At 35.0% G+C, this 25669-nt stretch carries 18 protein-coding genes; all 18 read right to left on the bottom strand.

All coding sequences use genetic code 11. The features are described 5' to 3' along the window. Positions 1–15 precede the first annotated feature (15 nt). The 18 genes from GNY06_RS08290 to GNY06_RS08205 all read right to left on the bottom strand — a co-directional run bounded on the left by GNY06_RS08290 (position 16) and on the right by GNY06_RS08205 (position 25669). Complete coding sequence (locus tag GNY06_RS08290; protein ID WP_166519643.1) at positions 16–1260, bottom strand: glycosyltransferase family 4 protein; 1245 nt, start codon at positions 1258–1260, stop codon at positions 16–18. Then, a complete protein-coding gene (locus tag GNY06_RS08285) occupies positions 1257–3095 on the bottom strand; it encodes an alginate lyase family protein (RefSeq protein ID WP_166519642.1) in 1839 nt (612 codons plus the stop codon). Before GNY06_RS08285 ends, GNY06_RS08290 begins: the two co-directional genes overlap by 4 nt. 207 nt (positions 3096–3302) lie before the next feature. Beyond that, entirely contained in the window at positions 3303–5417 is a 2115-nt protein-coding gene (locus GNY06_RS08280; RefSeq protein WP_166519641.1) for a bi-domain-containing oxidoreductase, read from the bottom strand. Beyond that, positions 5414–6352 carry a hypothetical protein gene (locus tag GNY06_RS08275; protein WP_166519640.1) on the bottom strand — a complete coding sequence of 313 codons (939 nt, stop codon included), beginning with the start codon at positions 6350–6352 and terminating at the stop codon, positions 5414–5416. The genes GNY06_RS08280 and GNY06_RS08275 overlap by 4 nt, the downstream gene beginning before the upstream one ends. 4 nt (positions 6353–6356) lie before the next feature. Next, a complete protein-coding gene (locus GNY06_RS08270) occupies positions 6357–7385 on the bottom strand; it encodes a glycosyltransferase (protein ID WP_166519639.1) in 1029 nt (342 codons plus the stop codon). Further along, positions 7385–9097 (bottom strand): DUF4838 domain-containing protein, encoded by a 1713-nt coding sequence (locus GNY06_RS08265; RefSeq protein ID WP_166519638.1) that lies wholly within the window; start codon positions 9095–9097, stop codon positions 7385–7387. The genes GNY06_RS08270 and GNY06_RS08265 overlap by 1 nt, the downstream gene beginning before the upstream one ends. Before the next feature lie 8 nt (positions 9098–9105). Next, the gene (locus tag GNY06_RS08260; RefSeq protein WP_166519637.1) at positions 9106–10269 is read right to left on the bottom strand and encodes an EpsG family protein; all 1164 of its coding nucleotides are present in this window, start codon (positions 10267–10269) and stop codon (positions 9106–9108) included. A 3-nt stretch (positions 10270–10272) separates the two neighbouring features. After that, a complete protein-coding gene (locus tag GNY06_RS08255; protein ID WP_244614393.1) occupies positions 10273–11517 on the bottom strand; it encodes an oligosaccharide flippase family protein in 1245 nt (414 codons plus the stop codon). Positions 11518–11533: 16 nt separating this feature from the next. Continuing rightward, the gene (wecC, locus tag GNY06_RS08250) at positions 11534–12751 is read right to left on the bottom strand and encodes a UDP-N-acetyl-D-mannosamine dehydrogenase (RefSeq protein ID WP_166519661.1); all 1218 of its coding nucleotides are present in this window, start codon (positions 12749–12751) and stop codon (positions 11534–11536) included. 2 nt (positions 12752–12753) lie between these two features. Continuing rightward, on the bottom strand, positions 12754–13878 hold the full coding sequence (gene wecB, locus GNY06_RS08245; RefSeq protein ID WP_166519635.1) for a non-hydrolyzing UDP-N-acetylglucosamine 2-epimerase: 1125 nt from the start codon (positions 13876–13878) through the stop codon (positions 12754–12756). A gap of 24 nt (positions 13879–13902) precedes the next feature. Next, on the bottom strand, positions 13903–16287 hold the full coding sequence (locus GNY06_RS08240; RefSeq protein ID WP_166519634.1) for a GumC family protein: 2385 nt from the start codon (positions 16285–16287) through the stop codon (positions 13903–13905). A gap of 10 nt (positions 16288–16297) precedes the next feature. Next, positions 16298–17095 carry a polysaccharide biosynthesis/export family protein gene (locus GNY06_RS08235; protein ID WP_166519633.1) on the bottom strand — a complete coding sequence of 266 codons (798 nt, stop codon included), beginning with the start codon at positions 17093–17095 and terminating at the stop codon, positions 16298–16300. A 33-nt stretch (positions 17096–17128) separates the two neighbouring features. After that, positions 17129–19063 (bottom strand): polysaccharide biosynthesis protein, encoded by a 1935-nt coding sequence (locus GNY06_RS08230; RefSeq protein WP_166519632.1) that lies wholly within the window; start codon positions 19061–19063, stop codon positions 17129–17131. Positions 19064–19535: 472 nt separating this feature from the next. After that, positions 19536–20009: a regulatory protein RecX gene (locus GNY06_RS08225; protein ID WP_166519631.1), complete on the bottom strand. Its 474-nt coding sequence runs from the start codon at positions 20007–20009 to the stop codon at positions 19536–19538. A 92-nt stretch (positions 20010–20101) separates the two neighbouring features. Next, entirely contained in the window at positions 20102–21373 is a 1272-nt protein-coding gene (glyA, locus tag GNY06_RS08220) for a serine hydroxymethyltransferase (protein WP_166519630.1), read from the bottom strand. Positions 21374–21537: 164 nt separating this feature from the next. Next, positions 21538–23913 (bottom strand): GumC family protein, encoded by a 2376-nt coding sequence (locus GNY06_RS08215; RefSeq protein ID WP_166519629.1) that lies wholly within the window; start codon positions 23911–23913, stop codon positions 21538–21540. Between the two features lie 25 nt (positions 23914–23938). Further along, entirely contained in the window at positions 23939–24733 is a 795-nt protein-coding gene (locus tag GNY06_RS08210; RefSeq protein ID WP_244614392.1) for a polysaccharide biosynthesis/export family protein, read from the bottom strand. Between the two features lie 9 nt (positions 24734–24742). Then, the gene (locus GNY06_RS08205; protein ID WP_166519628.1) at positions 24743–25669 is read right to left on the bottom strand and encodes a hypothetical protein; all 927 of its coding nucleotides are present in this window, start codon (positions 25667–25669) and stop codon (positions 24743–24745) included.

Raw genomic sequence — 25669 nt, 5'->3', positions numbered from 1 at the left:
AAACAAAAACTTAAATTATTTATGTGTTAATACTTTGTCTTGAATGTAAGCTAAATATCGATTGGCTAAAACTTCTCGATCAAAATTTTCTCTGGCATAGTGATAGCCGCTTTCGCCCTCTCTATGTAATCTTTCTGGGTCGATTAAATATTCTCTAATAATCCTGTTATATTCATCCCCATTTTCTGGCTCTACATAACTCCCCGCCTGAGCCTGCTCGACCAAATCTCTTGAAACGCCATCAATAGCCATTAATACCGGTTTTTTACAGGAAAAATAGTCAAAGGTTTTATTAGAATATACGGTTTTAAAAGTATCTACCTTTTTTAAAACCGATGCTCCCATTTCGGAAGCTAAAATGTATTTGAATACTTCTTTCTTTGGAACAGAATCTAAAAAACGAAGGTTTTTAATTTGCATTTCTTGAGCGCTCTGTATTAAACGTGTTTTTTCCATGCCTTGCCCAATTAGCAGAAATAAAACAGAGGTATCTTCTAAGCGCTTTGCAGCCTCTAAAATCTGGTCTAGATGGTTGGCGACACCGTGAGCACCAATATAAGTAATCACAAAATGATTGTCCAGATTATGTTGTTTTCTGAATGCATCCCTATCAAAAGTCTGCAATACTTCCTCGGATAAAGAAAAGTCTGCAGCATTAGGGATCATGATTAAACGGCTTTCCTCTATAGCCTTTTCATCTCTGAGGGTTTTATAAAATGCTGGTGTCAAAACATTGATCAGTTTGGACTTTTTATAAATAAATTTTTCTACCGCATACGCCACCTTAATCACCCATTTATTGATTATAATCCCTGTATCTATAGCAGATTCCGGCCAGAGATCCCGTACTTCGAATACCATAGGTATGCCTTTCAAACGTGAGATGAGATAACCAGAGATCCCTACAAATAGAGGAGGAGAAGTAACCAGCACTACATCATATTTTCCCTTTACATGAAACAAACCGGCCCACAGAGAAGAGAACATAAACGAAAAATATCCCCATAATCTTCCCATAAAACTTTTATTATAAGACTCAGAAACGTGGGTCCTATTTACCTCTACGGCTCCTTGTTGTTTTTTTACAAAATATTTTTTTTTATATTCTTCTCGTTTCTGGCTACCTGTATAATGCATCATTCCCGCGATGACGGTAACTTCATGACCCTGAGCTGTCCATATTTTAGTCATCTCATTCCAGCGAGAGCCTCCAGGATCATCTTCTTCTAAAAAATACTGATGCAGTAATAATATCTTCATAATGCTTGAAATGTAATTTTTGTTTCTATTGCGTTATAGAATGGAAAATAAAGGCCCGCTTCCTCAGTGAAACTCCCATAGTAACTAGAATTATAGGAAGTGAATGCTAGGCATTCTTTTCCTAAGGATTGTATTTTTATCTGAGGAGATGAAGGGTGCCAGATTTGTTTCATCTCATACCCCTTCAAGTGGGTGAGATCATCTTTGACTAGCCATTCAGTCCGATTTTTCGAAATCACCATCGTACGTTGGTGAGTGGCTTTTTTATTTAGGAATTGAAAGGCTTTAATACGGCCTTTAAAAATAAAAGCTTCATCTGTTTCTTCCCATAAGGCGCTTATCTTTTGCGTCCAATAATACCATATAAATCTGCCGCCTTTTAGCATCTGCGATTGATTGTTTACCATTACCGTATTATGAGAGGCACTCCCCATAAAATAGAGAAGTTTTTCTGAATCTGTATTGTACTTATATGTTCCGGAATCCCTTAAAATATTCTCGCCCTTGTACCAGATATCAAGATGAAGATTATCTGCCTGGGCAGGTCGATCCTTATGATCTCCACACCTTATAAAGGTAAAGAAATCTCGATGTCTACATAAATAATAGCCTCCACTATCAAAACACATTACCCCCTGTATTTTGGATAGACGCTCATAGGGACTAGAGGGGTTTTCTCCACCGCCATACCAGGCTACTTCACTTTGAATAGAAGCTTCTTGGAAGAGATGCTGAGTGGTCAGTATAAAGTGGAGTGTGTTGAGCTGAGGCCGATAATCTCTGTATTCGGAATTGCTAACCGGAAAAAATAAAGATCCATCATTAGATCCATAATTGGGCAAGTAACCGTTTTCATCCTGCATGCATTGATATAGAAAATTTAATGATTTATAGGCCTTATCATATACATGAGGAGAGAATTGTTGATTGTTTTTATTATACAGACTAAAAGCCAATGACAACAACTGAACGACGACTCTGTGGTAATTCATTGAAAACTGCAAGAAGGTGCCATCATCATAGATCTGATACTGTATTTCCTGTTCAAACCAGTTTTTCCCGTCCCGAGCCCATTTATTCGTTTCAGGGATAAAAGGAAACAGGATATTAGAAACTGTCAAAAATAAAGTTTCGGTAATGGCGTGATTATTTCGTACCGCAATACGAGAAAAATCGATATGATGATAGACATGATGCACAGAGGCATATATGATTTTTTGTATTTTATTCCATCTTTGCTCGGTAAAAGCTTTGGAGTTTTGATAGTAATATAAAGCAAAACACCAGTTTAATATCCTTAGTGAGATTTCTTGACTGCAACGCCAATTAGGGCCTTTATTAATGGGGTTAGAATCTATCCAAGATTCTATCTCTGAAAATACAAACTCACTTAAATCCTTATCAAAATGATAATCGTAGCGGATTAAGATTAATAAATAAGAAAAACGGGATTTTTCCCATACAAATTTTATATCTCCTGCTTCTTCTGAAAGATCGGGAATTTCTGACCAATGCTTGGTGAGATCAAATGCATATCCGTTAGATGGGTTAAGATTCCATTTATAATCTATTCCGAGCGACATCCATACGGCATTGAAAAAAAGCAAATCACCTTTTAGAATACGCTCTGCCGTGTTTTTTAATACAATAGACTGCTCTTTAGGAATTTTCAATTGTTCCTTGCCCTCAAGAAGGAAATTATTTTTATTCTTTTTCCATTCTTCTAGTGAAATGGTATGTTTAAACGCTAAATCCTCAGGGTGCCTTTTCTTTAAGCTTCCTATTTTTTTCTCGAATTCATGTCGGATACGATATATGATATACCGTAGCCCCATATTTTGATATAGTTGAAATAATAACTTAGCTCTCAAAATAATTTTTTTTTGAATTCCTTAGATCTTACTGTATACATGTTATTTAAACTCTAAATGGAATAAGTAATAAGTTTTCTATAAAAACGTTCTACTGGTGGGTATATCGATTATTCAGTGCCATATTGCCCCAACAAAACTTTTATCTTGCTTATCAATGTTGAATTTTTTTTACAATTCTACCCAAGTATTGGTTTTTAAACTCTCAATAGCTGCAAAGGAAGCTTTTGTAGTGTTAACAATTTCATCTAATGGAATTAAGGGACTTCCTCCCTCTTTTACTTTTTTTATTAAGGTGTGAAATTGATTTTTATGCCCTTTGTCCAAAGCTGTTCTAAGCGTTGAAAACCCCTTCACCCCAAATCCCTCTGTCTTTCGGAAATTATCCATAATAAGTGTTCTCTGCTGTGAAAATACTTCTAAACGCTCTTTTGAATAAGATTTAGATCCATTAGAAAAGTAATTAATGACCCCTGTGGAACCATTTTCGTAGCGGAGGAGAATACTTGCATTGTCTGTATTTTCCTCAGGATTTACCCCCATAGCATTCATACATACGGATTTTACCTTACTCCCCGTTAAGAAGGTGATGAGATCTATATAATGGCAGGCTTCGCCAATAATACGTCCACCACCAATTTTCATATCGTGTACCCACACATTGGCAGGGATAAATCCTGCATTCATGGTCGCAATAATGTTCATAGGTGAATCTCCTACTACCTGTTTTATTTTTTCCACATGTGGCGAAAATCTTCTGTTAAAGCCAACACTAATATTTTTTCCGGATGTTTGCTGTGCGTGTATAATTTGATTGAGTTGTTCTAAATTAAGCGCCAGAGGCTTCTCTACAAACACATTTTTGCCTGCATTCAGGGCTTCTATAACCATTGGGGCATGGAGATGGTGCCGCGTGGAAATGAGTACGAGATCGACCTCATTATCTTTTAAAATTTCTTTATAATCGGTGGTTGATTTTGCTACTCCATATTTTTGAGCCAATGCCGTACCACTTACCCCTCCATTACTGGCAATGTATTTATAGCTAGCTCCACTTCCCTTTAGTGCAGGCATCATCGTCATTTTGGTGAAATTTCCTGCTCCCACGATGCCAATTACTCCTTTGGAGGCTGCAAAATTTACATCGTTAATTTTAACGGTGTGCTCAGGCTTGGCCGATAAATCTTCGTTGTATTTTAATATCGAGGCTATGGAGTGACTACTCCCTATTTCTCCATAAACTTTTAAATAATCTTTTAAATCAACCACTTCGCTAATCATTTTCTGCACCTTCAGTTGTCCTGAGGCTATAGCTTGTAAAATGGTCTCAAAGTTTCTTTTCTCTGTCCATCTCACAAAAGCTATAGGATAATCTATTCCTTTATTTTCATAGTCGTCATCATAACGTCCAGGCCCATAAGAACAAGATACTTGGAAGGTCAGTTCTTTTTCGTAAAACTCTGCTCTGCTAATATTAAGCCCCACAACTCCCACCAATATTATACGTCCTCGTTTACGGCTCATCTGTGCCGCTTGAGATATAATATCATTTGTTTTTGCCGAGGCGGTAATGATGACGCCATCAGCTCCTACTCCGTGGGTCATTTCTTCTACATATTTTACAAAGTCTCCCTTAGCTGGATTGAATGGGATAATTCCCCATTCGGCTGCCATTTCTAATTTAGCTTGATCAAGATCCGCCCCTATAACACGACATCCATTTGCCACTAATAATTGAGCGGTTAATAAACCGATAAGCCCCAGCCCTACTACGACTACGGTTTCTCCTATGGTAGGGTTTAATAAACGAATGCCTTGTAAGCCTATTGAACCTATTACCGTAAAAGTAGCTTCTTCATCTGAAACAGAATCTGGTATATGCGCCACCAAATTTTTGGGAATACATACAAATTCGGCGTGCTGTCCATTAGAAGCTACCCTATCCCCAATTTTAAAATCAGTAACCCCTTCTCCAACAGCCACTACCTTCCCCACATTGCAATAACCAAGGGGTAAAGGCTCTCCAAGTTTATTAAAAACAGCTTCTAGTGTGGGTATTAAACCTTCAGTTTTTATTTTATCCAATACCTGTTTTACTTTATCAGGCTGTTGCCGTGCTTTTTGTATAAGGTTAGATTTTCCGAACTCTACCAACATACGTTCAGTACCTAATGAAACTAAAGAACGAGAGGTCTGGATCAGTATATGTCCTTTTTTTACCTGAGGCGCGGGTATTTCTTGTAATATGGTTTCGCCGGTTTTAAATGACTGGATAATCTGTTTCATAATGTTGAATATATTTTAATGAGTTGATCTATTGTTGCTGATTCAGCATTAATATTAACTTCTAAATTATTAAGATTGAAATGATAACACCCTCGGCGATAGATTAACGTTCCTGAAGGTCTTGAAACAACGTCGGTTGCAAAGGTTATTTTACTAAGATATAGTGATTCTCTTACCGAAATAGAATCGCCGTCTGTGCTTGTATTTCTAATATTGGCATCTACATGCTTTAGTATTTCAAAAAAAGAGTGGGGCTTGTTAATGATATAAATATTTTGAGTCACCCTGATTTTCTGCTCATTTAGGTAATGGCTATAGGCACCTGAAGGATCCGAAATAATTAAAGCCGCATCATTGAGTCCATTGAAATATTGAATTAAATCCAAAATGCCATAAATCTCCTGTCCTTCCTTATCATAGGTAAGCCCATAGGCATTTGTAGCATACAAAGAGGGGTATTTCCCTCTCAACTGATTTATATGCTGCAAAATAGATATGTCCAATGTCTCGGATTTTGCAGGGGGGATAAAAGATGATATTTGCTGTGTATTGTGATTTATTGTCTTTGCTAAGATGTAACTTCCCTCATTCAATACAATAGGGACCGAAATTCTTTTTATAATCCGCTTAACTTTTATTAAATCTCGCGCATGGTATCTGTTTAAATCGCCATGAAAGGTCACTATACATTTTTTGTGATAGACTTTGCATAATAAACTGATATACTCTTGTACTTGCAAACTCGAGGTATGTAAGTGCAAGCCTTTATATTTTAACAATATAAAGGGAAGGAGTAGTAAGTTCTTTAGATTTAGGGGAAGAAATTGGTAGTCTTCCTGCTTTAAATCTAAATGCTCCAATAGACGTTTTACGTGTATGGTGACCCCTCCTACAGGCAAAGGTAATTTCCCGATAATAAGCTTTCGTTCTTGCAATTTCTTAGTATCTTTTATTGGCTATTCTAATAAAGTCTTGTCTTGTGTATTTAGTTAAGGTGCGAACATTATGATAAATATCTCTCCACATGGCATTGACCTTTTTTAAGGAAAACATATTTTGTTTATATAAGATTCTGATGGTACTCAGGTAATGGGCTAAAAAACTCATATACCATACTGGTAAAGAAAGATGATCTTTAAGATTAGACATTCTCATGGAGTAATGGTACACCATATTACCCATTTTTTCTTCGGAAATACGACCTCTTGAAGCTCCTACTTTATGGTAAATAACAGCATCGTAAATACAATACACCGCTAGATTTTTATTTTTTAATCTAAAGGCCAATTCCATATCTTCTTCTCCCAAAAAGAATCGATCAGATAAAATTCCTGTTTTTTGCAGATTGATCAGAAGGGCACAACCGGTACCATAATCTACTCTAGCCTCCCCCGTCTGAGGGACTTCTGATATATCCGAAAAGGCATAATGATATTTACGCAAACCTAACCAATTGATGTGTCCCCCACAGTTCCAAATCACATTTTTAGGTTTATAATAACGGATCTGAGGTATCACCGCTGCTACCCCTTCAGACTCATGCTGACGCAAATACCTGAACATTTTTCCCAAAGCATCCCCTTCTATTTCAGTATCATTATTAAGGAGGATGGCATAGTTTTGATTCTGGCTTCTGAGAAATTCCAATGCTACATTATTACCACAGGCGAATCCTAAATTCTCATTATTTTTAATAAAGATAATCCTCCTGGAACTTGGAATCTGATAAAATTCAGGCGGTAAGGAGAGACTTTTATTTAAAAAATACTCTTTGCTCTGAGATATCGTCATCTCAAAGTTGGTATTACAATATTCCTCAATTAAATTTATTTCCTTTTGCTCTGAGCCGTTGTCCACCAAAATTAGCGTATAGTTATGAGACGAGGACTCCCTAATGATGCTCTCTACACATTGTTTTGTATCCTTCCACCCGTTCCAATTCAGAATGACAATATTATAGTTCTCCATCAATTATTCATACTTTTTTCTATATAAGCCATTGTATTAGATAACAATTTATTCTGCTTAAGTTGATTAACTTTCTCCACAAATAACTTTGACCTTTTTAAATCAGTCATTGTTTTATATCGGTTTGTTTTGTATTCCTGAATACCTATCTTATATAGTTCCCACATATCAACAAACAATTGTGCCCGTTTTTTTTGGGCATCTGTACGAGCAAATGCTAAAACTCTATTGAGATAAAAATCGGATTGCCTCATCATTTCTTCGTTTACGTCTTCCATATAAGCTAAATTATTGAAAGACAAAAAAGTTGTTTTTTGAGAAAACCAAGGACTATTTACAATGGTCTTTTCCCAATAATTTTCCCAAATGCTAAAATACTGATCCAAAAATGGTGCCGCCTGTTGGCCTACACACATGGAATACCATTCTTTTTTTAATTTATCAATATCGAGATCTGGGTTCCATAAGAGTTTCGCCAAAAGCCAATATTTAGGTCCTTCCCCCCAATTGGGGTAAATTTCCGCATAAAAGTATTTCACCCGGTGCTCGCTGCCCCATTGTAAATATTTTTTTAATGTATTGGTATAAACTCTGGGTAATAAATAGCTATAACCATAGCCATAGTCATACCAGCCCAAATTGGTAGCCTTCTTAGCCCAATTTAAACTGGTATTCTGATCAAATTTTCTTAGCTGTACATTGGCCCAGCGCACTCTATCAAAGGTAAGAAACGGGATAATCTGTTCATTTAAATAAACCTTATCTGGGGGTGTCGAAACGTTATAATAGGCCAATAAGCCATATTTTTTATTTGGAAAGTCTTTATTGAGAACCCTCACCAAGTTAACCACCCACTGATAGTAATCCTCAGAATAATTTCTAAATCCCAAAATATTTCTTAACTGATACTTATCATCCGCCAAATAATTATCGTTAATCCCCAAAGAAATAGTAGGACTATGGGTTCTATTAAAATAATCCCGTATTTTTTTAACGCTAAAATAGAAAAAACCTGTAGAGGAAAAGTTAGGCTGCCACTTGTGATCACTCGTAGACTTAGGTATATATTTACTTCCATTGTAGCGAGAGAAAAAATCAGAATTTAAACTTTTAATATCTTCATCTTTTAAGAAAAAATTCATATTATGATGAAAAGAAATTTTACTGATTAATTTCATTCGATTTCCCCAGTCACTCAAGTCATTAACCTTAGATAAATCGATTGGCGAGAGCTGACGAGATATATACTTAGGGTTTTGAAAAATATTTTTTCGCTTTATAATGATCGAATGATCGGGAGGAAGATACTCTCCCAATTCTCCTGGAAATAACCAATTCACTCCTACATAGTCCTCTAAAAACGTGTATACGCCAAACTCGACGCCTTTTTCTGTTTTCCCTATAATTTCCACTTTATCTGGAGTCACTTTTATTATAAAAGCTTCTGGCTCACAATGGTCTAACTGTACCTCTTCTTCCTTATTGGCCAGCCTTAAGTTTATAGCGTGAGCCTCTAAAGTATTGCTTATTTCGAGATTTTTTTGACTAATCTTTTGTATATACGTCTGTAAAAACTTAGCAAATTTAGAAAATGAAGCCCTCTCCATACCTATGGCTTGAATTTCTTTTTCCGATCCTTTTATGCGTATCTCTTGAGCATAGGTAGAACTGATAATTAAGCTAAGAACTGTGCAAAATATTAATTTTTTCATAACAAAGACTACCAATTTAAATTCATCATTTTATAATAGGCATTTTCTCTTTTCACTTCTCTCTTCGGATCTATTATACTATGATAGGGATAATATCGGTTATAAAACCGGGTATGAGGCTCGTACTCTGAGGTATCTCTCATGTAAAAATACCCATAGTATATAAAGAAAAACATCATGGAGAATTTCATATAAACCCGTGGCCCAAAATAAAAACGCTGCTTGGATACCAACATTAGGGTATCTACAAAATATACGAGATTAATAATATATAAGTAGTTGAGAAATCTATAAAAGCCCCCTATAAACAAGGATAAAATACCAAAATAAACAAAAGGTAACACATTTTTCTCAAAAATATGTTCTCTCATTTTGTATTTTTTTCTAACCAAATGAACAATAATAATGGGCATCACGACAACAGTCTGCATCAGCATTCCAAATATATTAATCTCACGACCTAAATAAGAACGGGATTTAAGTATAATTTGTGTAGGAAGGTTAAAACTTTTAATTAATTCCACAAGGTTTATACTGCCCATTAGGGCAAGGAATAAGGCGATGCTTATTAAATAAATAAGTTTAATTTTTCTCTGAAGAAATGGTAAAACAAATAATATAATGGCTGAAGTGTGAATTAAAAAACAAAATATACAGAGCACATAATACTGCTTCCATTTTTTTTTCAATAGATATTTATAACCTAATACAAAAGCAGAAAGCGCTAATGATTCTCTTAATATCTCGGTATTAAAATACAAATAGTAAAAGAGAAAATAGAAAAAAACTAAGGTAAATTTATTATTCGGAGAATATTTTTTAAAAAAATAAAAAATACTGGTGTTTATAATGACAGCATGTACGATTTGGAAGAAAATAAAATCGTTGTATATAAATTTTATGATCGCATTTAATACGTACCACAACGGGTTATATTCTGAATTGAGATAATCAATACTCGCTAGTTCATCTACCGTAGGCATCTCATCAAAATACTTAATATAAGCCAACGTATCCCCTCCTACGCGGTAGCGTATTCCAGCAAAACAGATAAATAATATTAATAAGAAATAATAACCTACGATTTCATGTGCTTTTTTGTTCTTAAAAACGCCATTATATTCACAAAAACTAAAAAAAGCACCTATTATTATAAAAAATAAATATATCATGACTTAGCTAATCTCGACTTTTATTTTTTTCATAATCAAATATAATAACAATCCCTCGGCAAAAACCATGGATATAGCAGCTCCTATATCCTTCATATAATAGGATAAAATAAAGCTCATTATCATTCCTATCATACCACTTATCCATACCAACCGATTAAACAATGTTTTTTTGTTTAAATTAACCAAACCTACTATACCATAATAATAATTGAGTCCTCCGAATAAAATAACTAAGCTCAGTATTCTGAAATCAATGATAGTAGTGGTATGTCCTTTCCCTATATAGAGGTCAATAATCATTGTAGAGGAAAAAATTATAGCCACTGTTCCTATTGAAAATAGGATCCATAACCATTGGGCAATTTTAAAAAAATCACCAATATACTGGGATTGATTATCTTTCATTCTTTTGCTAAAATGCGGATATAAAGCTGTTACCATAATATTGGTAAACGACTGAATGCCCTTTATTAATTTCTCCGCTGGTGAATATAATCCTACCGTAGAATAGCCTGCAACCAAACCTAAAATGATAACATTTGATTCTCGATACAAATTCATGCCTATGGTAGATAAAAATAAACTCCATCCCTCTTTCAAATTCAAAATAATAGACTGAAGAGAGGGCTTTACAAAATTAATTTTCAACTCATATTTCACTAATACTAAAGAAGCTATTCCCCCTATTATAAAGCTTAGTGTCTGAATAAGCATAAGCTTATTGACATCGGATGACTGCTGTATGAGAAAAAAAATAGCAATAAAAGCCAACAATCTCACCAAGGTATTCACAAGGGTAATATACTTCATTTTCTCTAAACCCTGGAATAACCAAACTGGGATTATACCCTGTCCAAAGTAAATTCCTATTCCTAACAAATAGAGTACAAGATCATCCATGAAGAAGCCTGCTCCCAGCAATAATGTTGTAACAATGATAGAAAAAGCTATTCTAATGATACTAATAGAGGTATAGGTATCCGAAATAATTTCGCGATTATATTGATACTTAGCTATTTTATGCGTAGCAGAAAAATTAAAGCCATACTGAACCAACAAATTAAGGTAATTGAGAATGGTGAAAGCAAATATATACTTCCCATATACCTCTACGCCTAGTCTCTTCATTAAGATAGGGATAATAATAATTGGAAATACATAATTAACCACATTTAAGACAATAAGAGAAAAAAAGTTATCAATTATTGTTTTATATCTTAAATATATAGGTTTAATGCTTATCATCTCTAGGCGGTATTCTCTATTTCTTTTTGGCTCCGCAAAAATCCAAAACCATTTTATGACGAGCTATATGAAGATCCTTAAACTCATTATGCGCTACTAAGAATACAATAATATCTGATTGGTCGACAGCAACTCTATAGTCGGTTAATTTAAATCTCTTATGCTCGCTAACGTTAGGCTCTACAATATACATATCTGCATTTCCAGCATCTTGTAACACACGCTCTGCGATATAAATCGCTGGAGATTCACGTAAATCATCAATATTGGGTTTAAAAGCCAACCCCATAAGAGCAATAGCAGGTGAACGCCCATGTTTTAGTTCAAATTCCAATCGGGCACTTTTTATTTTTTCAGCACACCAGAACGATTTATAATTATTGGTAGTCCGTGCTTGGGCTATAATTTGGGATTCCATGGGGTAATCAGCCACAATAAAATATGGATCTACGGCTATACAATGGCCACCCACACCACACCCGGGTTGCAAAATATTAACCCTTGGATGTTTATTGGCCAGGTTAATTAATTCCCAAACATTTATCCCTGCCTTATCACATATCAGCGATAATTCATTGGCAAATGCAATTTGTACATCCCGTGATGAATTTTCTATTAATTTACACATCTCGGCTGTTCGTGCATTGGTAGCGTGTAATTGTCCTTTTACAAATTGCTGATAAAAGTCTATAGCTTTTTGTGTTGATGGCTCGTCCATACCACCGATCACACGATCGTTGTATACCAATTCATAAATTACGTTACCTGGTAATACCCGCTCTGGACAATAAGCCATAAAGATTTTATTGCGTAACTCCGGCCTTTTAGAAAAAATCAATTCCTGCATTTTCTCGGTGGTTCCTACGGGTGAGGTTGACTCTATAATATAAAGATCACCTTCCTTTAGAAGAGGAATTATACTCTCAGTGGCAGATTGTACGTAGGAGATATCCGGTTCATGGTTCCCCTTAAAAGGGGTGGGTACCACCATAAGATAAACATCAGCCACTGCGGGTTCCGTAGAGGCAACAAGATAGCCCTTCTGTACTGCTTGGGCTACCATTTGGTCCAATTCTGGCTCCACTATATGTATTTTTCCTGCATTAATAGTATCTACCACATGCTGTGAAATATCTACCCCATGCACCTGTATGTGACTATTCGCAATAAGGGCAGATGTCGGTAGACCTATATACCCCAATCCCATGGTCACCACTTTAGATGTATTATTCATCATTATAGACTTCTTATAAAATTAACAATTCTCTCAGACGCTTTACCATCTCCATACGGATTATGTAAACTACTCATTTTATGATATTTATTGTTATTAGTCAAAAGTTCATGTGTCTCTGCTATAATTTTATCTTTCTGTGTTCCGACCAAAATAACTGTCCCCACACTGACAGCCTCAGGTCGTTCTGTCGCATCCCTCATGACTAAAACCGGTTTTCCCAAACTAGGAGCCTCCTCCTGTACGCCCCCGCTATCGGTGATGATAAGGTAAGCTCTATTCATCAGCCACACAAAAGCCGGATAAGCCAAAGGCTCTATAAGCTGAATATTGGAAATCCCAGATAATATTTCTCGTACGGGTCTTTGAACATGAGGATTGAGGTGAACAGGATAAATAATTTGTACATCGGGGTGTTGCAAGGCTATAGTCTTCAAGGCTTCGCAGATATTAATAAAACCCTGGCCATGATTCTCTCTTCTATGTCCAGTCACCAAAATCATTTTCTGATAGCCCTTGAGAAGAACTTCGAGTTTTTGTACTTCTCCATTTTCCATCTTATCCACTTTCCCACTACTATACAACAGAGCATCTATTACCGTATTACCGGTAATAAGTATGTGATCTTCTTTAATATTTTCAATCCTTAAGTTTTCTTTAGATTGTTGAGTAGGAACAAAGTGATAATCTGCTATTCTCCCTGTAACCTGACGATTAATTTCTTCTGGAAAAGGAGATCGTTTGTCATGAGTTCTTAATCCGGCTTCCACATGACAGACTTTAGCTCCTGCATAAAAACCTGCTATACTAGCCGCCATGGTGGTGGTGGTATCCCCATGGACATACACATAATCGGGTTTAAAATCTTCTAATACTGGCTTTAATTCGGTAATAATGTCTGCAGTTAGCGAATAAAGATTTTGGTTAGGTTTCATCAAATTCAAATCATAATCAGGACTAATCCCAAAAAAATTTAGTACTTGATCTAGCATCTCTCTATGCTGCGCTGTTACACAAACTTTGGTTTCAAAATCCTTATGCTTCTGGAACTCTTTTACCAGTGGTGCCATTTTTATCGCTTCAGGTCTCGTCCCAAATATCACCAAATTCTTTTTAACGTATGACATCATCATTCGACATTACAATTGATACTACAATCGCTCTTTTATTTTTTGAATAAAACTTTTCTCTTTGGTTCCATACCCATACCCATATTTATTCCCGTAACCGAAATTATTTTTGCGTACATCATTAAGTACCAAGCCTACATTCTTAATTTTTTGTTGATCTATATTGGCATTGATAAATTCAATAAAATTATTTTCTGTATACCCCGATCGGGTAACATACAAAGTTAAATCTGCGAATTCTGATATAAGGAAAGTATCTGTTACCAGCATTAATGGGGCTGTATCTATAATAATATAGTCATACTTTAATTTTAATTCCTCTAGCAATTTCTCGTAATTACCATTGGTCAGTAAATCCGTAGGGTTGGGTGGAATGGTTCCTGAATACATAACATCCAAATGAGGATTGGATTCGGATACGTGAATAATTTCTGCCAACTTTACCTGTCCTCCATATAAATACTCCGTTAATCCTTTTGCACCCTTTTTATCGGTATCATAACGCTGTAATTGAGGATTTCGTATATCTGATCCTATAAGAATCACTTTTTTATTTGGCCTTGCCAACACCAAAGACAGATTAACCGAAGTGAATGTTTTACCCTCTCCTTTCACCGATGAAGTCACAAATATTACTTTACCCTTATCCTGCTTAGGCAGCATAAAATTCATATTGGTAATTAGAATTCTAAAGGCCTCAGCCATTGAGGATAAATCATTCATATGAATAATTTCCGGTTCTCCTTTTTCTAATTTGGGCAACTCCCCTATTACATGGGCATGAGCCTGCTTTTCTAAATCGTGTTTTGATCTGATTTTATTATTGAAAAGCTCTACTAAATAAATAACTGAAAAAGGTACTAATAAGCCCAAAATTAAACCACCCAACAAAATGAAAAACTTATTGGGAGACACAGGCTTCTCAGAAGCATATGCTACATCTACAACTCTGGCCTTATTTGCTGTAATCGCTTTAGAAATAGCCTTTTCCTCTCGCTTTTGGAGCAATAATAAATATAGATTTTCTTTGATAGATTGTTGTCTTTCTATATTTCTAAACATTTTCTCCATAGAAGGAAGTTTGGAAATATTGCTAGACATTTTATTCTGCTCTTTAACATATTCATTTTTAGCCAACTGCAATCCAACTTTATTGCGTTGTAGACTTTGCATCACAGCTGAACGCATACTACCGATTTGCTTAGTAACCTCTATAACGGCAGGATTTTCAGGAGTGGCTGATTCCAATAATTGATTGCGCTGCAAAATAAGCTGATTGTACATGGATATATCAGACGCCGTTTTCTCATTGGTTAATCCTACATTAGCTGGTAAAATGTGGAATTTATTCTGGTGAGAGAGATAGCTAATTAAGGCGTTGGTTAACTCTAATTGACTATCTAATTCTAATTGCTTTGTCCGAGCTGCCGCAGAACTCTCTAAATCAAGCTTAGCTTCCGTCTGAACGTCAATTAGTTTGTTTTTAGATTTAAAATAGGCTTTCTCATTTTCTACATTCCCTAATTCCCGAGATAATTTTTTTATTCTATCTTCAATAAACGCCAAGGTTTGTGAAGATTCAAGATTTTTATCTTCTATGGCATCGTTATTATAAGCTATGACTAAAGCATTCAATAAGTCCTTGGCTTTCCTCCTCTGGGGGTAATCTAGAGATAATCTAATCACTGTGGTCTCCTTATTGGTAAGTTCCACCTGTAAAAGTTGTTGGAGAACACTGACTTTAGATTCTAAACTCTTAATATAAATTTCAAGCTCATTTATAGGCTCATTGTTATTTGGGGTACCAAAGTTATATTTAAGATTTTTAGTGATGATTATATTGGCAAAGGGAAGGCCTATGGTCTTTCCAAACGAACTTATAATATTTTTTTTAAGACCCGGTACAGAAAGAATTAACTGATCTCCTTTAATTTTTACATAAAGTGGATCTACAGGAAAATGAATATTGGGTTTCTCATTAATCACCCTTATATTGATAGGAGATGATTCCTTATATAGCTCTATTTTTCTCAATCCGGATTTAGTATAAATATCAGATTGTAGATTAAGACGATCTACTACCTCACGAATAAGTCTTTTAGATCTAAAAATTTCGATTTCATTGTCTACACTACTCGAATTCATTCCTCCAAATCCAGACAAATCTTGGAGTGCTCCCATATCCTGCCCTCCGAACGTATTACTTTTAGAGTCTTTTATAAGTACTGTAGATTCTATCCTATATACCGGAACCTTAAATTTTAATATGAAAAAGGAAAAAAACAATGCTATAATGGCACAAATAAAAAACCATGGCCATTTTATTAAATAAGGTTTAATAATTTCGTTAATATTAATTTTCTCGTAGGGTGGTGTGTAGTTTTTCTCTTGTGACGGTGCACTCATTATATGAAAATTATTTTTTGAATACTAAGGCTAAAATGGTTACTAGAATACCTGCTACCGATATATATATAGGCATACTGGGGTCCAGATGAGACATTTTCTCTCTAGTCTTGTTTGCAGACACATAAATTACATCACCTTGTTTTAGATGATAATAAGGAGAATTTATAAAGTCCGATCCTGTAAGGTTTATACGAACCTTTTCCATTTTATCATTTATGGTTCTGACCAACAATACATCATCTCTTCTTCCATATATGGTTAAATCTCCTGCCATGGCCAAGGCCTTCAATAAATTCGTCTTTCCATCTACTATCACGTACTCTCCTGGCCGTGTGACCTCTCCCATAATAGAAACTCTGAAATTATTTAACTTAACGCTTACAGTAGGATTCTTTACATAACGTAAAATTTTATTATGCAACTGTTGCTTTAATTGATCTAATGTTAAATTTCGAGTTTGTAGTCTTCCTAGGACTGGAAAATCTATGAAACCATTATCGTCAATAATATAAGTAGGGCCTGAAGCCGTACGATTGCCAGAAGGAGTATTCCCAGAAGATTCTGAATTTAGCAGCATAACACCCGAGCTATAATTCTGATTAAAAGGCTTTACTACATTTAAATCTTGGGCCATCACATTAATCACCAACTGATCTCCGGGCTGCAATGTAATTTTCCCCATTTGAACCGCTGTTTCCGTAGCAATTTTATCCACATCTTGTAAATAATTTATATTATTACGGGTACGACACGAAAACATTAAAAAAACAACTAATAAAAGTTGCAAAACACTTCTATTCTTCATATCTCTCTTTACTGCAAATATACACTTTTTGCCTTACTGCTGATCCAGAATTTCAAATATAGAATTATTACTTTTAAACTCTGGCACTATTATTTTTAATTGCCTCACCACTTCCAGACTATCTCTTTTCAAAGCTGCTTTAGCTACTCTATTGGTTAGTAACTCTATATCTTCGTATTTCATTGTAGGATCGCGAGACACCATAATTTTTTCATTATGAGTCGGCAAGTTTTTAGCATTATCACTAAGCAACTCCTCGTAGAGTTTCTCTCCGGGTCTTAATCCGGTATAGATGATTTTAATATCGTTTTCAGGCTCAAGACCCGATAATTTAATCATACGCTTTGCTAAATCCTGTATTTTGACAGGTTCTCCCATATCAAACACAAAAATTTCACCCCCTTTCCCCATAGCCCCTGCCTGTAAAACAAGCTCACAAGCTTCGGGTATCGTCATAAAATAACGGACTATTTCGGGATGAGTGATGGTGATAGGGCCTCCTCTTTCAATTTGCCTTCTAAAATGAGGAATAACGGATCCATTAGACCCTAAAACATTGCCAAAGCGAGTGGTTATAAATTTAGTGGTATTTCCTTCGGTATTCTGAAAAGACTGCACAAAAAGTTCTGCTACTCGTTTAGAAGCGCCCATAACATTGGTGGGGTTTACCGCTTTGTCGGTAGAAATCATAACAAAACGATTGACATGATATTGACTCGACAAATAAGCTAAGTTTTTAGTCCCTAAAACATTGACGAGAATCGCTTCATGAGGATTATCTTCTATGAGTGGTACGTGTTTATAGGCCGCAGCATGATATACCATAGAGAATTCGTAATCTTGAAATAACTGCTCTATTCTGTGTTTATTAGAAATATCCGCCAATATAAATTTAAAATTAATATCTGGAAATTTCTCACACATCTCCAATTTAATTTCATACAATGGGGTTTCTGCCTGATCCAGTACCACCACTAAAGAAGGGTTAAATTGTGCTACTTGACATACAATTTCACTGCCTATAGAGCCTGCCCCCCCTGTGACCAAAACAGTTTTGTTAAAGTGGCTTTTCTTAACCTCTTCACTATTCAACTTTATAGGTTTTCGATTCAGTAGATCTTCTATTTGTAGACTTTTAATATTCGTTCCTAATTCATTATTTCTCAATTTTTGTACAGAAGGAGCTTTAAGCACCAATAAGCCTTTTTCAAGAAAGAGATTTACCCAAGTATCCATTTCGTCTCTGGAAAGATTTTCCTTAATAATAAGCACCCCTTGTACCTCTATATCTTTCTTAGATAGGCTTTCCAGTTTTTCTTTAGTATAAATAGGTTTCCCCAGAATTTTCACACTGCTCGAATCGTAACGCTGGGTTAAAAAACCCTCTACATAGTAAGGCAGATTAGGGTTTTCTAAAATAGCTCCGGCAATTGCTATAGATTCTTCTCCAATCCCTAAGACTAAAATTTTCTTTTTTAAAGAGCTTCTTTTATATTCTCTTAGCATATGGAAAGTCTCTTTCACCACAAGTCTAAATAAGAATAAAAACGCAAATGAAATAGCAAGATAAAAACCTAAAAAAGGAATAAGAATTAGACGTAATCCAGTCGTAAGGTAATAACTATAGTTGATAACAATAATAACAATAGTCGTGCATACACTTGCTAAAAACAATTTAAACAAGTCCATAAAAGTGGAATGTCTGATGATGCCTGAATAGGTTTTAAATAAATACATGAAACCTACATTGACCGATATCACCAATGAAAATTTCTGAAATAAATTAATAGAAGAATATAATTTTACATTTAATGAATCAACGATAATAAAGGATAAAGTCAACGAAAATATAAGGATGAGGATATCAATAAATAATATAATCCAGCGGGGTAGATAACGTATATCCGTAAGATTTACTAAATTATTTCCAGAGTAAATCTTACTTTTCTTACATTTTATCTTGTTCATTAATTTGGTTATTTAGTGTCTTATATAAAGAAAATATTATTATAAAGATAATACTATTTTCTGGGTATATTCCTTCTACAACATCTAAGCCAAAAAACGTGAGATTACAGATTATATTATATTTTTTTTTAAAAAATTAAGTAGTAACTCCTATAAAGCAAAAAACAAATCATTTATATAATTGACAATTATGAAATTATATAAAATCAATCCCTTTATCGACAGAAACTCAAAAAATATTTTAGGGTATTACTTGAGGAGTATTATCCAATAGTTCATAGTTGAATAGGCTTCACTTATATATTGAGTAATATTCATCAGGAGTATAGGCTGGATGTGTTTTTAGAATAAATAACTCGATTTTTTATAAAAAACAGAATGATTCTGATATAAAAATGAAAATATTAAAAATGTATAAGGCTTAATGGGGGCTATAAAAAGAAAATTATCCCTATTTTTTATATTCTTGTGATCACTCCTCTTGTTGAATTATTTTTATAATGGTTTCGTATTCATAGCCCTTTGACATTAAAAAATGCATAATTTTATGCTTTTTATGATATTCCGATAAATCGCTATATGAATGTAAAATTTTGTCTACCATTTTCCTAACTTGCTGCATATAATCACGATCGTCAATCTCATCCATGCACATAAGGATGAGTTTTTCGGATATCTTTTTCGCTTTTAAATGATTGGTGATCTTCAATTTCCCCCAATGCTTAATATAGAACTTACCTCTTATATAACTTCGGGTAAAACGTTCCTCATTGAGATAATTTTCTCTAATAAGATACAGCAATATTTCATCTCTAGCCTCCGGGACTAAGAAAAATTCTTTCATTTTCTCTTCTACTTCCACATGGCATCTGTCCTGATAAATACAATAATTTATCAATTTTTGTCTAATCTGTTGAAAAGTGAAATTTTTAGGCGTTTTGTGCATGCATTATTTTTTAAACTGTATATTAAAAATAAAAGAACAGCTCAGAAAGCTATTCCCTTATTTTAATAGATACCTAAGATAGGTTATAAATATTATTCAAAGTTAAACAAAGCTTTCCCTTCCATTAATTTATTCACCTTTATTTTTATGTCGTTCAAAACCTTATCATTTTGATGTTGATCCACCGCATCAGAGATTAGACCTGCCACAGTCTGCATATCGTCTTCTTTCAACCCACGTGTTGTAATAGCAGCCGTTCCCAAACGAATACCCGAAGTGGTAAAAGCTGATTTATCATCAAAAGGAACCATGTTTTTATTGCAAGTGATGTCGGCTTTCACTAATGCCTTCTCTATTTCTTTACCATTTACCCCCTTATTACGAAGATCTATTAGCATGAGATGATTATCGGTTCCCCCACTTACGATTTCAAAACCGTAGCCTATCATAGCTTTTGCCAAAGCCGTGGCATTATTCTTAACTTGTTTGGCATAGCGTAAAAATTTACCATCCAGTGCCTCTGCGAAAGCAACCGCCTTACCTGCAATAACATGTTCTAGCGGTCCCCCTTGAATGCCCGGAAAAACAGCACTGTCCAGTACCTGACTCATCATTTTGAGATCCCCCTTTGGCGTTTTATATCCATAAGTATTCTCAAAATCTTTGCCCATCATTATCATCCCTCCTCTAGGACCTCTAAGGGTTTTATGAGTAGTCGTGGTGACAATATGGCAATGCTCAAATGGATTATTTAAAAGACCTTTTGCTATCAACCCTGCTGGATGCGCAATATCTGCCCAAAGGGTCGCTCCTATCTCATCTGCAATCTCTCTAAACTTCGCATATTCCAAATCTCTAGAGTAAGCCGAAAAACCTGCGATAATCATTTTGGGCCTTTCTTTTAAGGCTATTTCACGCATTTGATGGTAATCAATGAGACTGGTTTCCCTTTCAACACCGTAAGAAACTACTTGATATTGAAGTCCTGAAAAATTTACCGCCGAGCCGTGGGTGAGATGCCCCCCCATAGAAAGATCCATTCCCATCACCTTGTCTCCTGGTTTTAAAACAGCTAAATAAATTGCAGCATTGGCCTGAGCACCCGAATGAGGCTGAACATTTACATATTCTACACCAAAAAGTTCTTTAGCTCTTTCTATCGCCAAAGTTTCGACTTCATCGACTACTTCGCACCCCCCATAATATCGCCTACCTGGATAACCTTCTGCATATTTATTCGTCAATACACTCCCCATTGCATTGATTACATTTTGTGAAACAAAATTTTCGGAAGCTATAAGCTCCAAACCTTGCACTTGTCTTTGTTTCTCTTTTTCTATCAGGTCAAAAATGATATCCCCCATATTTTAATTAAGTATTTCAAATTAATGTTCTCTCTCCAATTTTATGTTTTTTTAGGCCCTGCTATAATGAGAATATATTATTTTGTTCTAAAGCTTTTAACAGTAAAATACTCTATTTAAATATCTTAACGCAGGCTTTGACCACTGGTCTTTATTTTTTTAATTTATGTTCTTTTGAACCACTTGGAAAATAAATTTTTCTTGTCTTCTTCATAACCATAGCCTCCATAACCGTAACCATAATAACCATAATTATAGCTGCCATAAGTATTCAATTTCACTCCATTCAACAAGATAGCTAAATTGGAAAGTTTACCCTCTTCGTAAATTTTCTGAATTTCTGGAAGTTGCCTACGATCCATTTTACCCACTCTTATCAAGAATAAAGTTAAATCTGTAACCCGATCTACAATGCTAGCATCGGCCACAATACCTGTAGGTACGCTATCAATAATAATATAGTCATATCTTTCTTTTAGTTCTGCTATCAACTGGTCCAAACGTTTATTTAACAATAATTCTACAGGATTGGGCGCAATAGCTCCAATGGGTGCAAAATCAATATTGTCTACAATATCACTTTTATGTAAAATATCATCAATACATACAGAAGGAATGGATAAGTAATGGCTGGTTCCCTTTCGTTGTAAAAGATTAACCTTAGAACTTAAGGTTCCTTTTCGTAAATCCATATCTAATACCACTACTTTTTTGTCCAAAAAAGATAGAGTAGTGGCTAAGTTTAAAACACTAAAAGTCTTACCTACACCTGGCGTAAAGGAAGTAAAGGTTATTACTTTTGGAGGTAATCCATCTTTGGTCATAAAATTAATATTGGTCCGTACAATACGAAAAGCCTCCGTCAGAGGATCTCTTCCTGTTTTACTCACCAACACTTCTCCTTTACCTTGTTTTCTACTTAAAGACAAAGGGATTTCTCCTAAGAAAGGAACAGTTAATACATTCTCCAAATCTTGACGTCCTCTCACACCTGTGTTTAGGATAAGAGTGGAGAGCAATACTATAGCAGGAATGACCGTTCCTACTAATACACCAATGAATACCTTTTTAAAACGACTAGGATAAATAGGTGATTCGGAAGCATAAGCAGGATCTACAACACGAATATTTTCATCTACTATGGCTTCGTTAAGTGCATTTTCTTCTTGTTTATTCAACAAAAATAAATAAAGTTCTTCTTTCACCTTATGTTGCCGACCGATAGAAACCATAACCCTTTGTTTTTCAGGAATTTTTATAGCCTGACCTCGAGCTAAAGATTCTTCATGTTGAGCGTTTTTCATCTTAATTTTTAATCCGTTCAACGCATTGTTAACAGCTCTATTAATATTGTTGCGCATAGATTTGAGCATTTCCTCTAAATCCACTACCACCGGATTATAAGTATTCCCCCCTTGGGCCAGCTTATTTTTTTTCAATAAAGCCATGTTATATTCTGCTATCTGTTTTTCAACACTCGCATCTACCAATCCTGTATTATTGGGAATAAGATCATTTGGTTTATTTTTTAGATAGGATCTCATCATCTCTGCCAATTGCATATCTGTTTCTATCTTTGTTTTCTGTAGCTTATATTGGCGCCCATCGGATAAATAGATATCTCCAGATTTTACCACATCTACCCCTTGATTGGCAATTTTTAAGTTTTCAATATTTAATTCTACCGCACTTAATTCGCTTTCAATGATCGCTAACCTATCTTTTATAAAATTAGCTGTATTGGTGGCTATTCTACTTTTATCTTGTAATGTCACCTCATTGTATACTCTGATGAGCATGGTAATGATATCTGATGCTCGCTCTGGAGAACTATCTTGTAAGGTGATCTGTAGTAAAGAAGCATCTTCTTCGAGCTGTCTTATTTTTAAATTATTTTTAAAATAATCGACTATGACTCTTTGAGGAGATTTAAACACCTTAATTTCTTTCCCATAATAGCTTGCATAGTATTTACTAGGTCTAACCAATACCTGACCAAAAGGCGTTTTCACTACATGATTAAGTGGAACTTTAATCACATTTGTTTTATCAGATTTGGCTGCACTTTTAATTGTAACATATGAAGCGTTTAAAGGAGTTACAGTAAATGTATAGCTCTCTTCTGTCTTTTTACCCAATACTTTTACCTGAACAGGAGAACTTTTATATAGTTCGTACTCTCTTAAGCCCTTAAGCACTTTATAACTTATATCTGCTCCAATTCTATCGACGGTCTGCCTCATTAATTCTTTCGATTTCAATTGTAAAATCTCATCGGTTACACTTATATAATTGGTAGCACTTACTCTCGTAATACGCGCTGTAGTAGGAGTATTAGAAGGTGTTTTAATCATTACTACTTCTGTACTACTATATACAAAGGGCGATTTGCTGTACTGGTAGTAAGCAAAAGTACCAAACACTAAAATGGAAAAAGCAAACCACTTCCAATGGTGTAACAGGTATTTTAGGAGATCCAGAACATTAATCAACTGCTCCTTTTTAGGATCGTTCACTATCTGATTTTGCTGATTGGTCATATTATATTTATGTAATGTAATTTGATTATTTGATTACGGCTATAGTAGACATAAGAAAACCAATAAAGCCCATTCCAATTCCAAAATACTTCCAGAATCGATCTTCTTTTGGTGATATATCTGCTGTACGAGGCTCTACATATACAATATCATTCTGCTGTAGGTAATAAGCAGGCGAATTAAAAACTTCCTGTGTTTGTATATTGGTGACAATTCTTCTTCTTACTCCATTTTCTTCGCGAATTACGGTAATTCTATCTGGAGAAGCATTGGTAGAGAGTCCTCCTACTTTTGTTAGAGCCTCCAATAGTGACATTCTTCCATCGGGTACTGTGAGCACACTCTCTGATTTTACTGCTCCCATAACTGTAATTTTAAAATTAAGCATTTCAACTTTTACAACAGGGTCACTAATATATCTATTCTTGATTAAACGGTTACGAATCAAATCTCTCACTTCATTTAACGTCAATCCTTCTACATGTAAAATCCCCAATACTGGGAATTCTATATTTCCATTCTGATCTATTAAATACCCCGGAGAAGTTCCTGATTTATCTACACTGGTTGTAGAGACGCCATCTTCTGTGAGTTTATAGGCTCCTGCTACAACATTAAAAGGAGCTGCTAATTCAAGAGACTTTGCACTCACCTGAATATTTAAACGATCATTCTTCTGAATACGAAGCGCTGGAGGGTCTGCAATAGGATATTCAGCATCCACAGTCATGTCATTAATATATACAACTTTTTTGGACAAGCAAGAGTTCAGTAAAACAATACTGAACAAAACCATTATTCCTAGTATAAATTTATTCATTCCCTTTATTTATTTATTGTTTATTATTTTTTGACTACATAAATATGCAGCATCTTTATCCGGTAAGCATAACAGCTGCCCTACCCTGACCTTCCTTATTATCTCTTCTAAACTATCGACCATTTGATTAAATAAAAATCGATTCCACCGAATTGCTGTGCAACTAGGTAACACTGAAACCAGAGCTTCTTTTCCCTCTACATTTTTCCATTTATTTTCAGAAGCTTGTGAAAGACGAACCAAAGCCTGTAGCTCTACCCTCATATTCCGGTAACAGGGGGTTTTTCCACTCCAAGGAGTACCAAAAATCATAATTTTACCATCCTCCATTATGCGCACTATAGGATTATCATCATTCAATAATTTTACGCCTTCTAAATATTCTATCCATAAACGGCTATGCGTGCTTTTTCCTGTTCCACTTTTTCCTAAAAAAGCATAAGCTTTATCCCCTTGCACTACTACAGAAGCATGAAACAATACAGCCTTATAAGGGATGATAGCTTGTCCAAAAGCTACCATTAGCACCCAACTTAAAATAGACGTAACAGACAATTCGGCTTCTTCCATATAAATAACAGATTCCTTAAAATCTTTTTTACTATACATCTTTGTTCCCCTTCTGTCTTTATTCTCACTTTGCACAGATACAATGTAATGCTCAGAAGATTCTTCAAAAAGAAATCGATCCCCCCAAACGATCGAAACATCGCTCAGCAATTTAGTGATTTTTTTATTTTCTGGAGGTAACGAAAAGCTAAGTTTAGTTTTTATAAGAGGTGGCTCTTGTATATCTTTCACTATAAAATTTCTAAAAGAAGGCAAACAGGAAGTAATCTCCACTTGGAAAGGTACAACTAATTCCATAATAATGTCGGCAATTTTAAAATAAACCGATTTAAAACCTTCTTGATCTTGTATTTTGGTGTTTTGCAT

It is taken from the genome of Elizabethkingia argenteiflava (assembly GCF_009904105.1).
GTDB lineage: Bacteria > Bacteroidota > Bacteroidia > Flavobacteriales > Weeksellaceae > Elizabethkingia > Elizabethkingia argenteiflava.
This window is presented reverse-complemented; position numbering and strand designations above follow the sequence as displayed.

Excerpts from the sequence above, each read along its gene's own strand:
- wecB (WP_166519635.1), bottom strand. The coding sequence starts at position 13,878 with ATGTCATACGTTAAAAAGAATTTGGTGATATTTGGGACGAGACCTGAA.
- GNY06_RS08260 (WP_166519637.1), bottom strand. The coding sequence starts at position 10,269 with ATGATATATTTATTTTTTATAATAATAGGTGCTTTTTTTAGTTTTTGT.
- GNY06_RS08210 (WP_244614392.1), bottom strand. The coding sequence starts at position 24,733 with ATGAATAAATTTATACTAGGAATAATGGTTTTGTTCAGTATTGTTTTA.
- GNY06_RS08225 (WP_166519631.1), bottom strand. The coding sequence starts at position 20,009 with ATGCACAAAACGCCTAAAAATTTCACTTTTCAACAGATTAGACAAAAA.
- GNY06_RS08240 (WP_166519634.1), bottom strand. The coding sequence starts at position 16,287 with ATGAGTGCACCGTCACAAGAGAAAAACTACACACCACCCTACGAGAAA.
- GNY06_RS08235 (WP_166519633.1), bottom strand. The coding sequence starts at position 17,095 with ATGAAGAATAGAAGTGTTTTGCAACTTTTATTAGTTGTTTTTTTAATG.
- GNY06_RS08265 (WP_166519638.1), bottom strand. The coding sequence starts at position 9,097 with ATGAAAAAATTAATATTTTGCACAGTTCTTAGCTTAATTATCAGTTCT.
- GNY06_RS08230 (WP_166519632.1), bottom strand. The coding sequence starts at position 19,063 with ATGAACAAGATAAAATGTAAGAAAAGTAAGATTTACTCTGGAAATAAT.
- GNY06_RS08270 (WP_166519639.1), bottom strand. The coding sequence starts at position 7,385 with ATGGAGAACTATAATATTGTCATTCTGAATTGGAACGGGTGGAAGGAT.
- GNY06_RS08285 (WP_166519642.1), bottom strand. The coding sequence starts at position 3,095 with ATGGGGCTACGGTATATCATATATCGTATCCGACATGAATTCGAGAAA.
- GNY06_RS08280 (WP_166519641.1), bottom strand. The coding sequence starts at position 5,417 with ATGAAACAGATTATCCAGTCATTTAAAACCGGCGAAACCATATTACAA.
- GNY06_RS08215 (WP_166519629.1), bottom strand. The coding sequence starts at position 23,913 with ATGACCAATCAGCAAAATCAGATAGTGAACGATCCTAAAAAGGAGCAG.
- GNY06_RS08290 (WP_166519643.1), bottom strand. The coding sequence starts at position 1,260 with ATGAAGATATTATTACTGCATCAGTATTTTTTAGAAGAAGATGATCCT.
- glyA (WP_166519630.1), bottom strand. The coding sequence starts at position 21,373 with ATGGGGGATATCATTTTTGACCTGATAGAAAAAGAGAAACAAAGACAA.
- wecC (WP_166519661.1), bottom strand. The coding sequence starts at position 12,751 with ATGAATAATACATCTAAAGTGGTGACCATGGGATTGGGGTATATAGGT.
- GNY06_RS08255 (WP_244614393.1), bottom strand. The coding sequence starts at position 11,517 with ATGATAAGCATTAAACCTATATATTTAAGATATAAAACAATAATTGAT.
- GNY06_RS08205 (WP_166519628.1), bottom strand. The coding sequence starts at position 25,669 with ATGCAAAACACCAAAATACAAGATCAAGAAGGTTTTAAATCGGTTTAT.